Raw genomic sequence first — 12,943 nt, forward strand, 5'->3', positions numbered from 1 at the left:
GCATGGTTCAGCCGACCTTGAGTTCGATGTCGGGCACGCCCGGACAGGCGATCCGCACCGACTTATAGGCGGGCAGCGCGTTCGGGATGTCGAGGCTGAGCGTCACCGGCGTCACCACCTGCGGCGTCGCGCCGTCGGGCGCATTCGCGCGCAGCAGCACAACCTGGTTCGGCGGGTTCATCTTGTCGAGCGGGCCGGCCTGCAGCGCGGTCGCATAGCCCGCGACCGGCGCATTGGCGGTGCCGCTGATCTTGAGCGTCTTGGTCGCGGCATCGATCGTCGCCGCCAGCTTGACGTCGGCCAGCTTGTTGCAGGCGTTGGGTTTCGCGGGATCGATCGGGATCGCCGCGGGCGCCGCCACGGGGGCGGCGGTTGCCGCGGTCGCGGCCGGGTCGGCCGTCTGGTCGGCCGGCGGCGCGTCCTTCTTGCCGCATCCTGCCAGTCCCACGGCGACTATCATCGCCGCCGTCATCATCGCCTTGTTCATAAGTCAGCCTCCAACATCGGGGCGGCGGCCTGTCGGTCCGCCGCCGACTCGCGCGGTCAGTTTGCCCGCGCCCAATATTGGTCGCGGAGCAGGCGCTTGTATAGCTTGCCGGTGTCGTGGCGCGGCAGCGTTTCCATGAAATCGATGCGGCGCGGGACTTTGACGCCCGACAGCTTTTCGCGGCAATAGGCGATCAAATCGTCGCGCAGCGCGTCGCCGGCATCGGCCATGTTCGCCGGCTGGATCACCGCGATCACTTCCTCGCCGAAATCGTCGTGCGGGCCGCCCACGACCGCGACGTCGGCGACCGCGGGGTGGGTGACGAGATGATTCTCGATCTCCTGCGGATAGACGTTCACGCCGCCGGTGATGATCATGAAGCTCTTGCGGTCGGTGAGGTAGAGGAAGCCTTCTTCGTCAACCTTGCCCACATCGCCGAGGGTCGACCAGCCCTTCGAGTTGCGGCTCGACGCGGTCTTCTCATTATCGCCATGATATTCGAAGACATTTTCGCTCTCGAAGAAAACGCAGCCTTCCTCGTTCGGGCCAAGCTCGGTTTCATTATCCTCGCCCATGACATGCACCGCGCCGAGGATCGGGCGACCGACACTGCCCTTGTGGGTCAGCCAGTCGGCGCTGGAGATGAAGGTCATGCCATTGCCCTCCGATCCCGCATAATATTCGAAGAGCACCGGGCCCCACCATTCGATCATCGCCTGCTTGACCGGCACCGGGCACGGCGCCGCGGCGTGGATCGCGACCTTCATCGACGACACGTCGTAGCGCGCGCGGGTCTCGTCGGGCAGCTTGAGCATGCGCACGAAATGGGTCGGCACCCACTGGCTCGAATTGACGCGATATTTTTCGATGAACGACAGCGCCGCCTCGGGATCGAATTTCTTCATCAGCACGACGGTGCCGCCCAGCCGGTGGACGGTCATCGACCAGCGCAGCGGCGCGGCGTGATAGAGCGGCGCCGGTGACAGATAGACGCTGTCGGCGTTCATCTGGAACACCGCCGCCGCCAGCATCACCAGGCTGTTCGTCGCGTCGATCGCCGGATCCTCGGGAAGCGGCACGCGCACCCCCTTGGGACGGCCGGTGGTCCCCGACGAATAGAGCATGTCGACCCCGGCGCGCTCGTCGGCGACCGGCGTCGCGGGCATCGCGGCGACGGCCTCTTCCCAATTCGCGTAGCCGGGGATGGTGCCGCCCATCGCGAAGCGCTCGATTTGCGTCGTCAGCTGCTGCGCGGCGCCCGCGAGGCTCGCCGAAACGACGAGCAGCCGCGCACCCGAATTTTCGAGGATATAGTCGGTCTCGTCCTGCGTCAGCCGCGACGAGATGCAGACATAGCGCAGCCCCGCGCGCTGCGCGCCCCAGGTCAGCCCATAATAGTCGGGCGTGTTGTCGAGCATATAGGCGACGACATCGTCATGCCCCAGGCCATGCGCGCGAAACAGCTGCGCGACGCGATTCGACGCGGCATCGAGCTCGCCATAGCTGATCGTCGCACCGGTTTCGGCGACGATGATCGCGGGCTTGTCGGGGTTGCTGCGCGCGTGGACGGACGGATGCATCGGGGACCTCTCCAGCAGGGATCATTGGTTTCTTTATGTCCGAAGTCAGTAGCAAGCTGAAACTTTTGGTCAAGCGACGGCGGCACGGCAGCGCTACGAAGCGCAGGATCGGTCAAATCGCGGCAGCAAATGAGTCAAATGACCGCCCCGTTTTCAGAACGGGGGATCCTCGGGCCGCGAGCGGAGCGCATAGCCCTGTCCCTTGACGGTGCATAGCATCGGCCAGGCGAAGCCGCGGTCGACCTTGGCGCGCAGCCGCGACATATGCACCTCGACCCGGTTGGTGCCGGGATCGAAATCGATGCGCCATACCGCCCTGAGCAGCGCGACGCGCGACACCGGCCGGTCGGGCGCGCGCGCGAGGTTGGCGAGCAGGTCGAATTCGCGCAGCGGCAGGCGGATCTCGCGTCCCGCGCGCTCGACCCGGCGGTCGATCAGGTCGATCCGCAGTTCGCCCCCGCCCAGTTGTCCCGCGGCCATCCGGCTCCGCCGGATCAGCCCGGCGATTCGCGCGACGACCTCGGCCGGATCGTCGACCCAGCCGACCGCATCGTCGGCGCCGGCGGCGAGCGCGAGCATCCGGTCGGCGCGGCTGTCGCGGTCGGACAGGATCAGCAAGGGCCGCCGCGCCGCGATCGCGCGCGCGAGGCCGACGAGACCGGCAGGATCGTGCGACTCGGCGAAGGGATCGACGGCGAGCAGGTCGAAACAGCCATCGCGCCAGACGCGGCCACCGCCGGCGAGCGGCGGCAGGCACATGGCGCGAAATCCGCCGGCCTCGAGCGCGCAGGCAAGCCGGTGTGCGCGCGCCGCGATCGCATGGTGGACGCCGATCAGCGGCGGGGGGCCGGTCGCGGCGCGACGGTCGCTTTGCTCCAATCGCCCCTCCCCCGCGCGTCACATCATTTCGACCGGTCCCCTTTTCGCTCCGTTGCACCGTGCCACCGCTGTGCTAACGAACCGCTTCATGACCGCACCCGAAATGCTCGCCGGCGACTTCGCCACCCTGCCCGACCTGATCCGCGCCCACGCCGCCGAACGCCCCGATGCGATAGCCGCGGCCGATCCGATTCGGCGCCTGAGCTGGTCCGAACTGGACGCATTGGTCGATCGCATCGCGGCGCGGCTGCAGCAGGACGGCTTCGCCAAAGGCGATCGCACCGCGGTCGCGGGCCTCAACAGCGTCGAGCAAATGGCGACGATCCTCGGCACGCTGCGCGCCGGCGGGGTCGCGGGCCTCATCACCAACAGCGCGACGGGCGAACAGATGGCGGCGATGATCGCCGACACCGGCGCGCGCCACCTGTTCCTCGACAGCGCCGCATCGGCGAGCCTGGAAGGGCAAGTCGTCACCGCGAGCGACCGCATCGCGATCGACGGCAGCGACGTCGGCACCCCGATGGACGCCTGGCTGGCGCTCGCGGGCGCGAAACCGGCGCCGGTCGATATCGGTCCCGACGATGGCTTCAACATCATCTATTCGTCGGGGACGACGGGCACGCCGAAGGGCATCGTCCACAGCCATGCGATGCGCTGGCAGCATATCCAGCGCGGCGCCCCCGCCTATGGCCGCGACGCGGTGACGATCCTGTCGACCCCGCTCTATTCGAACACCACGATGGCGAGCTTCCTGCCCACCGTCGGGTCGGGCGGCCAGGTCGTGCTGATGAAGAAATTCGACGCGCGCGGCTTCCTCGAACTCGCGAGCCGCGAGCGCGCGACGAACACGATGCTGGTGCCGGTGCAATATCGCCGCATCATGGCGCTCGAGGATTTCGACAGCTTCGACCTCGACAGCTTCGTGATGAAATATTGCACCTCGGCGCCCTTCGCCGCGACGCTGAAGGCCGATGTGCTGAAGCGCTGGCCCGGCGGCCTCGTCGAAATCTATGGCATGACCGAGGGCGGCGCCTCGTTCATCCTCGAGGCGCATCATTTCCCCGACAAGCTGCACACCGTCGGCCGCCCGGCACCGGGCCATATCGCCAAGGTGATCGACGAGGACGGCAACGAACTGCCGCAGGGTTCGGTCGGCGAAGTCGTCGGGCGCTCGCCGGCGATGATGACCGGGTACAACAACCGCCCCGACGCGACCAAGGCGATGCACTGGCACGATGCCGACGGGAACCTCTTCTATCGCCACGGCGACATCGGGCGGATCGACGAGGACGGCTTCCTGACCCTGATGGACCGCGCCAAGGACATGATCATCTCGGGCGGCTTCAACATCTTCCCGAGCGACCTCGAGGGCATCCTGCTCGCCGACGACCGCGTCGTCGAAGCGGCGGTGGTCGGCATGCCGAGCGAGGAATGGGGCGAGACCCCGGTGGCGTTCGTTGTGCTGAAGGACGGCGCCGACGCCGAGAGCGTGCGCGAGACATGCAACGCCAAGGTCGGCAAGACCCAGCGGATCAGCGCGATCACCGTGGTCGACGAACTGCCGCGCAGCCCGATCGGCAAGGTGCTGAAGCGCGAACTGCGCGACCGTTACGCCCGGTAACGGCAGGAAGCGACCGGTTCTGGACATTCGTTGGTCACATACTATTTGCCGAATTTTAGCGCGTATGTGATCGGTCACAGTCCAGCAGCAGGAAGCGCACCGTGAATCACCGTCGATGGATCGTAGACATCATTGGATACGCGATGTTCGTGCCGCTTTTCATACTGCACGGCTATCTGGAGAGCACGCAAGGAAGCTATGTTGCCGTTATTGCGACACTTGCCGCTGCGATTCCCGGCATTGCGCTGTGGCACTATTACTACGCAAAATACTCGTAAGTGCCTGTCGACATACCACCGAGATTTTCCATCTCTTTCATCGTCACCCCGGGCTTGATCCGGGGTGCCGCTTGGCGGCGACGGCACAAGAGAAGCGGGATCCCGGGTCAAGCCCGGGATGACGAGGTTTGAAAGACTGCTTCCCACCCCAAAACCGCCGCTAGCCGCAATGCGCGATATCCGACATCGGCGGATGAGGGGCGCCCCTCGCCCCCTTCTCAAACCATTCGCCGCGCCGTAACCGCGACCGTCGCGCAGGCGGGCGTGCCGTCCTTGCCGGTTCCGTCCACCGAAATCGCGATGCGCCCGCCATCCGTCGCCGCGGCGTCGAGCATGGCCTGTCCGATGTCGTGGATGTCGATCTTCATCCGGCGGGACCATGGCGAAGACGGGTCGCCCGCCATCTGCCCGATGCGGATATAGACGAAGCGCCGCTGGGGTCCCTCGCGCCGCACCTGATCGCCAAGGAATTTCGGCCCCGGCCCGACGCGGATAGCGAAATCGAAGGCCAGCGGCTCGCCCGCGTCCGACGCTCTGGCATCGAGCGGGCCGCCGTCCCCGCCCTGCAGGCTGTGGAGCACGCCGGGTACCGGCCGGTCGATGACGATCCGCATTGGAACCTCATGCTGGTCCACGCGCGCCATCCTAATGCCCCATATCCGCCATCGACGCCTTTGCCGCCCCCGGCTTCGGCGGGCGGAGCAGCAGCACCAGCGGGATCGACGCCAGCGTCACCCACATCATCAGCCAGAAATCGTCGATATAGGCGACCATCGCCGCCTGCCGGTTGATCTCGGCATTGATCATCGCCAGCGCGGTGTCGCCCGCGATGCCGAAGCGGTCGGCGGTCGACGGGTCGAGCAGGCTGACCGAAGAGTTGGTGACATGGCTCGCCAGGTCCTCGTGGCTGCGCTGGATATTGGCGCCGAGCAGCGTCGTGACGGTCGAGATGCCGACCGACGCGCCGACGCTGCGCAGAAGGTTGAGGATGCTCGACCCGTCGGTGCGATACTGCGGCGGGATCGTCGCGAACGCCATGGTGTTGAGCGGGATGAAGATCAGCCCCATGCCCAGTCCCTGCACGATGCCGCTGATGATGACCGGCTGCATCCCCATTTCGAGCGACCAGTGGCTCATCTGCCACAGCGACAGCGCGGCGATGAGCAAGCCCGAACCCACCATCCAGCGCGCATCGATCTTGCCCAGCATCTGCCCCGCGAACCACATGCTGGCGAGGATGCCGACCCCGCGCACGGCGAGCACGACGCCGGTGTCGATCACCGGCCAGCCGAACAGATTCTGCAGCATCGGCGGCAACAGCGCCATCGACGCGAACATCACCACCCCGATCACGATCATGAAACCCATCGCGGTGACGAGGTTGCGGTCGGCGAGCATCTGGCGGTTGAACAGCGGTGCGCGCGCGGTGATCATATGGACGAGGAACATCCACAGGCACGCGACCGCGACGCCGCATTCGATCCAGATTTCGATGCTGTCGAACCAGTCCTGATGCGCGCCGCGGTCGAGCATCAACTGCAGCGACGCAAGCCCCAGCGCGAGCATCGAGAAGCCGAACAGGTCGAACTTGCGATCGCTCTTCTTCGTCGCGGGCAGAAGCGCCCACATCATCGCGATCGTCAGCAGCCCGACCGGCAAATTGACGTAAAAGACCCAGCGCCAATTGGCGCTTTCGGTCAGCCAGCCGCCGAGCAAAGGCCCCAGGATCGGCCCGACCATGATCCCCATGCCCCAGATCGACATCGCGCGCGCCTGTTTGTCGGGCGGGTTGATGTCGAGCATCACCGATTGCGACAGCGGCCCGATGAAGGCGGCGCTGATCCCTTGCAGGAAACGGAAGACCACCATCTGTTCGAGCGACTGCGCGGCGCCGCATGCCATCGAGGTAATGATGAAACCGGTGATCGCGGCGAGGAACAATTCGCGCCGCCCGATGCGGTCGGCGAGCCAGCCGGTGATCGGCATCGCGATCGCCGATGCGAGGATATAACTGGTCAGCACCCAGGTCACCGTCTCGCTCGTCGCGCCCAGCGCCGACTGCATGTGCGGGATCGCGACATTGGCGATGGTGGTATCGAGAATCTGCATGATCGACGCGCCCATGACGGCGACCATCAGCAACCCGCGATAGCGGACGCGCTCGTGCAAGGGCCGATCGTCGGCGGCGGGTAGCGTCGCTGCGGGCGAACGGCGGGGGAACGAGCGCGAGGCCATCGGTTCAGACAATGACGAGGTGAGGAGACATCATCCGGGTCCTACTTCCCGGCCACCGCACCATCGCCCGTAAACACCCGCACATCGGCCGACAGCCCGGCGATCATGTCGCGCGACGGCTTTTCGTCAAAGGCGATCTTCACCGGCACGCGCTGGGTCACCTTGACCCAGTTGCCGGTGGCGTTCTGCGCCGGCAGCACCGAAAACTCGCTGCCCGTCCCCGCGCCGATCGTCAGCACATGGCCACGAATCTTCAGCCCCGGATAGGCGTCGAAGCTGATTTCGGCGCGCTGGCCGATGCGCATATTGGCAAGGTCGGTTTCCTTGAAATTGGCCTCGACCCACGGATGGCCGGTATCGACGATCGTCACCGCGGGCAGGCCCTGCACCATCATCTGGCCGATCTGCAGCCGGTCGGCCTGCGCGACGCGGCCGGCGTAAGGCGCGCGCACATCGGTACGGCCCAGATTGACCTCGGCCTGCGCGCGCTGGACGCGCGCCGCCTCGACCTGCGGGTTGATCCCGCTCGCGGGGCCGGCGGCAAGCTTGGTGCGCGCCTCGGCGGCGGCGGCTTCGGCCTGCCGCACACGCTCGCGCGCCTGCGCCACCGCGTGGCGCGACGCGTCATAGGCCGCCTTGGTGGTGAAGCCCTTTTCCATCAGCGCCGCCTGGCGGCCGAACGTGACCTCGGCGAATTTCACATCCTCGCGTGCCGCCGCGATGTCGACGGCGGAGGTGTTGGCGCTGGCCGACAGATTGCCGACCTCGACCTGCGCCGCGTCGATCGCGGCGGTCGCCTGCGCGACGTTCAGCCGATAGGGTTCGCCGTCGATGCGGAACAGCAATTGCCCCGCCGTGACATCCTGCCCGTCGCGAACCGCGACTTCGGTGATCCGCCCGCCAACCTCGGCCGCGACCGACACCTTGTCCATCTGGACATAGGCATTGTCGGTCGACACCGATCCGCCGCTGGTCAGCCACCAGCCGGCACCGCCCGCGATCAGCAGCGCCGGCAGGCCGAACATCAGGATGCGGGTGCGCCACTTGGGCGCGTCCCTGGCCTCGGCGGCGGCCGCGGTCACCGGGGGCACGGGGTCGGCCTTCGGCGCGGCTTTCGGCGGCTTGGGATCTTCCGCCGTCGGGCGGTTGGGGGAAAGCTGGTCCATCAGGCGGTCTCTTTTTCTTTTTGGCATTCGCGGCGCGACAAATTGGTCCGGACGCGTTCGACAAGGTCGGTGAGCAGCGCGCGTTCGGCGTCGCTCATGCCCTCGGTGGCTTCGGCGACGACCGCTTTCGCCGTCTGGCGCAAATGGTCGAGCAAGGGCTCGGCTTGGGTGGTCAGGTGGAGCATCCACGCGCGGCGATCGGTCGGGTCGGCGCGCCGTTCGACCAGCCCCGACTCCTCCAGCCGGTCGATCATCCGCGACAGCGTGATCGGCTCGACCTCGATCAGTTCGGCGAGCGGCCCCTGCCGGATACCGGGATAGCGCGCGAGATAGGTCAGCACGCGCGATTGCAGCGCGGTAATCCCGCTCTCGCGGGTGCGCGCATTGAACGTGCGGCGGAACATCCGCGCGGTGTCGTTCAGCAGGAATCCGATCGTCTCACTCATGGCATGTGATATAATAGCAGTTGCTACTAAATGCAACCAAATACTGCGCGGCCCCTTCGCCAACATCCGCGATATGCGCGATGATCGACAAATTACGCGGCCACGCTAAGATGCCCCCATGACCCTCACCGCCGATCTCTTCTGGTCCTTCCGGTCGCCCTATTCCTACCTTTGCATCGGCCGCTATCGCGCGCTCGCGGCGAGCCATCATGTCGATATCAACCTGCGCCCGGTCTATCCGCTCGCGATCCGCCAACCCGACTTCTTCGAGCGCAACCACCCGAACTGGCTGAGCTACACGATGCGCGACATGATCCGCGTCGCGCAGTTTCACGGCATCCCCTTCGGCCCGCCGCGCCCCGACCCGATCGTCCAGAATGTCATGACGCGCGAGATTTCGCCCGACCAGCCCCATATCTATCGCCTCACCCGGATCGGCCAGGCCGCGTCGCGCCGCGGCCGCAGCCTCGCCTTCGCGCATGAGGCGGCGCAGCTCATCTGGGGCGGCGCGCAGGACTGGCACCTCGGCGACCATCTCGCCGGCGCCGCGCGCCGCGCGGGGCTCGATCTCGCCGACCTCGATGCCGAAGCGGTGCGCGATGCCGAGGCGCTCGACACCGAAATCGCCGCCAATCAGGTGGCGCTTGAAATCGCGGGCCACTGGGGCGTGCCGACGCTCGTCTTCGACGGCGAACCCTTCTTCGGCCAGGACCGCATCGAGATGGCGCGCTGGCGGATGGAGCAGAAAGGGCTGCAACCGCGATGAGCGAGGCCCTGACCGGCGGCTGCCAGTGCGGCGCGGTGCGCTTTTCGACCACGCATGCCGGCCGCGACGCCTATTGGTGCCATTGCCGCATGTGCCAGCGCGCACTCGGCAATGTCGCCGCCGCCTTCTGGAACGTCACCAAGGACAGCCTGACCTGGCAGGGCGAACGCACGACCTATATGTCGTCGCCCTTCGGCCGCCGCGGCTTTTGCGGAGCATGCGGCACGCCGCTGACCTTCGATTATCCCGACAGTCCCAAGATCGACCTGACCGTCGGCGCCCTCGACAATCCGGGTGCGGTGTCGCTCACCAGCCATTTCGGGACCGAGAGCCGCGTCCATGGCTGGACCGCGGGCGAGGGGCTTCCCGAAATGCGCACCGACGATTATGCGCCGCTGCAGCAACGCTGGGCGAAGGTGCAGGACGCGACATGACGATCGAACCGCAGTTTTTCGAAGCCCGCGACAGCGTCCGGCTGGCGTGGCGCGAACTGGGCGAAGGTCGCCCTGTGGTGTTGCTCCACGGCCTGTTTTCCAGTGCCGAGGTCAACTGGATCAAGTTCGGCACCGCCGCGCGCATCGCCGCCGAGGGCTTTCGCGTCATCATGCCCGACCTGCGCGTTCACGGATCGAGCGACGCGCCACACGACGACTATCTGTATCCACCCGACGTACTGGTGAACGACCTGCAGGATCTGGTCGCCCATCTCGACCTCGGCGATTTCGACCTTGGCGGCTTCTCGCTAGGCGCGCGCACCAGCACGCGCGCCGTCGTGGCGGGCATGACGCCGCGCCGCCTGATCCTTGGCGGGATGGGGCTGGCAGGGTTGGCGGGCTGGCAGCGGCGCGGGCAATTCTTCAAGCGCGTGATCGCCGATTTCGAGACGGCAAAGCGCGGCGACGACACCTGGCTTTCGATCCAGTTCATGAAGACGATGAAGGTCGATCGCATCGCCGCGGGCCATCTGCTCGACAGCTTCACCGACACGGCGCCCGAAGCGCTCGCAGCGCTGACCATGCCAACCCTGCTTGTCTGCGGCGAGCAGGACCAGGACAATGGCTCGGCGCCCGAGCTGGCCGAGGCGCTGCCCGATGCACGGCTAGTCACCATCCCCGGCACCCACATGTCGAGCGTCACCCAACCCGAAATGGGCGAAGCGATGGCCGCCTTCCTCGCGGCTTGACCACGCTGGCGGGCGGGTCCAAGCTGGTGTCATAGCGCCATAGAGCGCAACCACCAGACCCGAGGATACACCCCCCATGAAAGCCATGATTTCGACGCTGTCGCTTGCCCTGTCGCTCGCGCTGGCCGGCCCTGCGCTGGCAGCCGAGAAGAAAGCGGACACGTCCGCGCAGAGCGCCAAGCCCACCGCCGCCGATGCCGATGCCTTCGTCGCGGCGGCCGAAAAGGACCTGTTCGACTATACGGTCGAGAGCAGCCAGGTTAACTGGGTCAACGCGACCTATATCACCGAGGACACCGACGCGATGGCGGCGCGGATCAACGCGGTCGGCACCGAAAAGGCGGTCAAATATGCGCTCGAGGCGGCGAAATTTGCTACCATCCCCGGCCTCAGCCCCGACACCAGGCGCAAACTCGACATCTTGCGGAACGGTCTCGTCCTGCCTGCGCCGACCAAGCCCGGTGCCGCGACCGAGCTCAACCAGATCGCGACCAACCTGCAGTCTCAATATGGCAAGGGGCGCGGCACGCTGGACGGCAAGGAAATTTCGGGATCGGATATCGAGGCCGAGATGGGCAACCTGAACCACACGCCGGCCGAATATGCCGAAATGTGGACGAGCTGGCACGACAATGTCGGCGCGCCGATGGGCAAGAATTATGCCCGCATGGTCGCGATCGCGAATGCGGGGTCGAAGGAGCTTGGCTTTGCCGATACCGGCGCGATGTGGCGCTCGGGCTACGACATGCCCCCTGAGGAATTCGCCAAGACCACCGAGCGCCTGTGGCAGGAAGTGAAGCCGCTCTACATGGCGTTGCACACCTATGTCCGCTGGAAACTCAACGAGAAATATGGCGATGCGGTGCAGCCCAAGACCGGCCCGATCCGTGCCGACCTGCTCGGCAATATGTGGGCGCAGGAATGGGGCAATATCTATCCGCTCGTCGCGCCCCAAGGTGCGGGCGACCTCGGCTACGACATCGGCGACCTGCTCACCGCGCAGGGCAAGGGCCCGCTCGACATGGTCAAAGCGGGTGAGAATTTCTATTCCTCGCTCGGCATGGCGCCGCTGCCCGAAACCTTCTGGAAGCGCAGCCAGTTCACCAAGCCCGCCGACCGCGAAGTGATCTGCCACGCCTCGGCGTGGGATATCGACAACAAGGACGATATCCGCATCAAGATGTGCATCAAGGTGAATGCCGACGACTTCGTCACCATCCACCACGAACTCGGCCACAATTATTACCAGCGCTCTTACAAGAACCAGCCGACGCTCTACCTCAACGGCGCCAACGACGGCTTCCATGAGGCGATCGGCGATTTCGTCGCGCTGTCGATCACGCCGCAATATCTTGTCGACATCGGCCTGCTCGACAAAGCGAAGGTGCCAAGCGCCGACAAAGATATCGGCTTGCTGCTGCGGCAGGCGATGGACAAGGTTGCCTTCCTGCCCTTCGGCCTGCTCGTCGATCGCTGGCGCTGGGGGGTGTTCGACGGCACGATCAAGCCCGCCGATTACAACAAGTCGTGGACCCAGTTGCGGACCCAGTATCAGGGTATCGTCCCGCCGAGCGAGCGGCCGGCCGATGGCTTCGACGCGGGCGCCAAATATCATATCCCGGGGAACACCCCCTACACGCGTTACTTCCTCGCGCGCATCCTGCAGTTCCAGTTCTACAAGGCGGCATGCGATCAGGCGGGCTGGCAGGGCCCGCTCCACCGCTGTTCCTTCTATGGCAACAAGGAGGTTGGCGCGAAGCTGAACGCGATGCTCGAGATGGGCGCGTCGAAGCCCTGGCCTGACGCATTGGAAGCCTTCACCGGCGGGCGTGAGATGTCGGGCAAGGCGATGGCCGAATATTTCGCGCCGCTGAAAGCCTGGCTCGACGAGCAGAACAAGGGCAAGCCGACCGGCTGGTGACCGGTTCGACGTAACGAAACGAGGATGGCCGGGGAGGTAATTCCCCGGCCATTTTCATTGGGCTTCGAGGCTTTGCTTGAAGCGCGCGAGCCGCGCGGTCGCGGCGGCGGCGTGCGGGCCGATCCAGCGGTCGTGGATGTCCTGGATCGGCATCGCGTTGAGATGGTTCCAGCGGGTGCGCCCGCGGCGCTCGGCGATGACGAGACCGGCTTCTTCGAGAACCTTGAGGTGCTGCATCACGGTGCAGCGGTCGATTTGCTCGAACATCGCGCATATCGCGCCGGTCGTCAGCGGCTGGTCGCGGAGGGTGTCGAGCATCTGGCGGCGAATGTGCGACGATAAAGCCTTGAAAATCTTGTTATATTCTTCGTGGATTGACAT

The 12,943-nt window shown here is 65.9% G+C and carries 13 protein-coding genes; 5 read left to right on the top strand and 8 right to left on the bottom strand.

Annotation, left to right across the window (positions count from 1 at the left end; genetic code table 11):
• Positions 1–7 precede the first annotated feature (7 nt).
• The 3 genes from AC07U1_RS02460 to AC07U1_RS02470 form a co-directional block, all read right to left on the bottom strand.
• A complete protein-coding gene (locus tag AC07U1_RS02460) occupies positions 8–487 on the bottom strand; it encodes a hypothetical protein (protein WP_495178838.1) in 480 nt (159 codons plus the stop codon).
• A 56-nt stretch (positions 488–543) separates the two neighbouring features.
• A complete protein-coding gene (locus AC07U1_RS02465; RefSeq protein WP_495178839.1) occupies positions 544–2,067 on the bottom strand; it encodes an acyl-CoA synthetase in 1,524 nt (507 codons plus the stop codon).
• Between the two features lie 153 nt (positions 2,068–2,220).
• Positions 2,221–2,946: a winged helix-turn-helix domain-containing protein gene (locus AC07U1_RS02470; protein WP_495178840.1), complete on the bottom strand. Its 726-nt coding sequence runs from the start codon at positions 2,944–2,946 to the stop codon at positions 2,221–2,223.
• An 88-nt stretch (positions 2,947–3,034) separates the two neighbouring features.
• On the opposite strand from AC07U1_RS02470, the gene AC07U1_RS02475 reads away from it, so the two are divergent.
• Positions 3,035–4,567 carry a class I adenylate-forming enzyme family protein gene (locus tag AC07U1_RS02475; RefSeq protein WP_495178841.1) on the top strand — a complete coding sequence of 511 codons (1,533 nt, stop codon included), beginning with the start codon at positions 3,035–3,037 and terminating at the stop codon, positions 4,565–4,567.
• Positions 4,568–5,063: 496 nt separating this feature from the next.
• Here AC07U1_RS02475 and AC07U1_RS02480 read toward each other — a convergent pair whose 3' ends face one another.
• Genes AC07U1_RS02480 through AC07U1_RS02495 form a run of 4 tightly spaced genes read right to left on the bottom strand, consistent with a single transcriptional unit; the run spans position 5,064 to position 8,692 of the window.
• Positions 5,064–5,489, bottom strand: a complete 426-nt coding sequence (locus AC07U1_RS02480; protein WP_495178843.1) for a DUF5990 family protein — start codon at positions 5,487–5,489, stop codon at positions 5,064–5,066.
• A 1-nt stretch (position 5,490) separates the two neighbouring features.
• Entirely contained in the window at positions 5,491–7,080 is a 1,590-nt protein-coding gene (locus AC07U1_RS02485; RefSeq protein ID WP_495178844.1) for a DHA2 family efflux MFS transporter permease subunit, read from the bottom strand.
• 41 nt (positions 7,081–7,121) lie between these two features.
• Positions 7,122–8,246 (bottom strand): HlyD family secretion protein, encoded by a 1,125-nt coding sequence (locus tag AC07U1_RS02490; protein ID WP_495178845.1) that lies wholly within the window; start codon positions 8,244–8,246, stop codon positions 7,122–7,124.
• The gene (locus AC07U1_RS02495; protein WP_056344324.1) at positions 8,246–8,692 is read right to left on the bottom strand and encodes a MarR family winged helix-turn-helix transcriptional regulator; all 447 of its coding nucleotides are present in this window, start codon (positions 8,690–8,692) and stop codon (positions 8,246–8,248) included. Before AC07U1_RS02495 ends, AC07U1_RS02490 begins: the two co-directional genes overlap by 1 nt.
• A 118-nt stretch (positions 8,693–8,810) precedes the next feature.
• Between AC07U1_RS02495 and AC07U1_RS02500 the strand changes: the two genes are divergently transcribed.
• The 4 genes from AC07U1_RS02500 (at position 8,811) to AC07U1_RS02515 (ending at position 12,562) form a co-directional block, all read left to right on the top strand.
• Complete coding sequence (locus tag AC07U1_RS02500) at positions 8,811–9,458, top strand: 2-hydroxychromene-2-carboxylate isomerase (protein WP_056344327.1); 648 nt, start codon at positions 8,811–8,813, stop codon at positions 9,456–9,458.
• Positions 9,455–9,892 (top strand): GFA family protein, encoded by a 438-nt coding sequence (locus tag AC07U1_RS02505; protein ID WP_495178846.1) that lies wholly within the window; start codon positions 9,455–9,457, stop codon positions 9,890–9,892. Before AC07U1_RS02500 ends, AC07U1_RS02505 begins: the two co-directional genes overlap by 4 nt.
• The gene (locus AC07U1_RS02510) at positions 9,889–10,641 is read left to right on the top strand and encodes an alpha/beta fold hydrolase (RefSeq protein ID WP_495178847.1); all 753 of its coding nucleotides are present in this window, start codon (positions 9,889–9,891) and stop codon (positions 10,639–10,641) included. The genes AC07U1_RS02505 and AC07U1_RS02510 overlap by 4 nt, the downstream gene beginning before the upstream one ends.
• A 76-nt stretch (positions 10,642–10,717) precedes the next feature.
• Complete coding sequence (locus AC07U1_RS02515; RefSeq protein ID WP_495178848.1) at positions 10,718–12,562, top strand: M2 family metallopeptidase; 1,845 nt, start codon at positions 10,718–10,720, stop codon at positions 12,560–12,562.
• A gap of 54 nt (positions 12,563–12,616) precedes the next feature.
• Here AC07U1_RS02515 and AC07U1_RS02520 read toward each other — a convergent pair whose 3' ends face one another.
• Positions 12,617–12,943, bottom strand: coding sequence for an ArsR/SmtB family transcription factor (locus AC07U1_RS02520; RefSeq protein WP_495178849.1), 327 nt, complete (start codon positions 12,941–12,943; stop codon positions 12,617–12,619).

The organism is Sphingopyxis sp. GW821-FHT02C12 (assembly GCF_059421785.1).

What these genes read in the sequence shown, in the direction of transcription:
- AC07U1_RS02460 (WP_495178838.1), bottom strand. Translation starts at nt 487, where the DNA reads ATGAACAAGGCGATGATGACGGCGGCGATGATAGTCGCCGTGGGACTG.
- AC07U1_RS02465 (WP_495178839.1), bottom strand. Translation starts at nt 2,067, where the DNA reads ATGCATCCGTCCGTCCACGCGCGCAGCAACCCCGACAAGCCCGCGATC.
- AC07U1_RS02475 (WP_495178841.1), top strand. Translation starts at nt 3,035, where the DNA reads ATGACCGCACCCGAAATGCTCGCCGGCGACTTCGCCACCCTGCCCGAC.
- AC07U1_RS02480 (WP_495178843.1), bottom strand. Translation starts at nt 5,489, where the DNA reads ATGGCGCGCGTGGACCAGCATGAGGTTCCAATGCGGATCGTCATCGAC.
- AC07U1_RS02485 (WP_495178844.1), bottom strand. Translation starts at nt 7,080, where the DNA reads ATGGCCTCGCGCTCGTTCCCCCGCCGTTCGCCCGCAGCGACGCTACCC.
- AC07U1_RS02490 (WP_495178845.1), bottom strand. Translation starts at nt 8,246, where the DNA reads ATGGACCAGCTTTCCCCCAACCGCCCGACGGCGGAAGATCCCAAGCCG.
- AC07U1_RS02495 (WP_056344324.1), bottom strand. Translation starts at nt 8,692, where the DNA reads ATGAGTGAGACGATCGGATTCCTGCTGAACGACACCGCGCGGATGTTC.
- AC07U1_RS02500 (WP_056344327.1), top strand. Translation starts at nt 8,811, where the DNA reads ATGACCCTCACCGCCGATCTCTTCTGGTCCTTCCGGTCGCCCTATTCC.
- AC07U1_RS02505 (WP_495178846.1), top strand. Translation starts at nt 9,455, where the DNA reads ATGAGCGAGGCCCTGACCGGCGGCTGCCAGTGCGGCGCGGTGCGCTTT.
- AC07U1_RS02510 (WP_495178847.1), top strand. Translation starts at nt 9,889, where the DNA reads ATGACGATCGAACCGCAGTTTTTCGAAGCCCGCGACAGCGTCCGGCTG.
- AC07U1_RS02515 (WP_495178848.1), top strand. Translation starts at nt 10,718, where the DNA reads ATGAAAGCCATGATTTCGACGCTGTCGCTTGCCCTGTCGCTCGCGCTG.
- AC07U1_RS02520 (WP_495178849.1), bottom strand. Translation starts at nt 12,943, where the DNA reads ATGTCAATCCACGAAGAATATAACAAGATTTTCAAGGCTTTATCGTCG.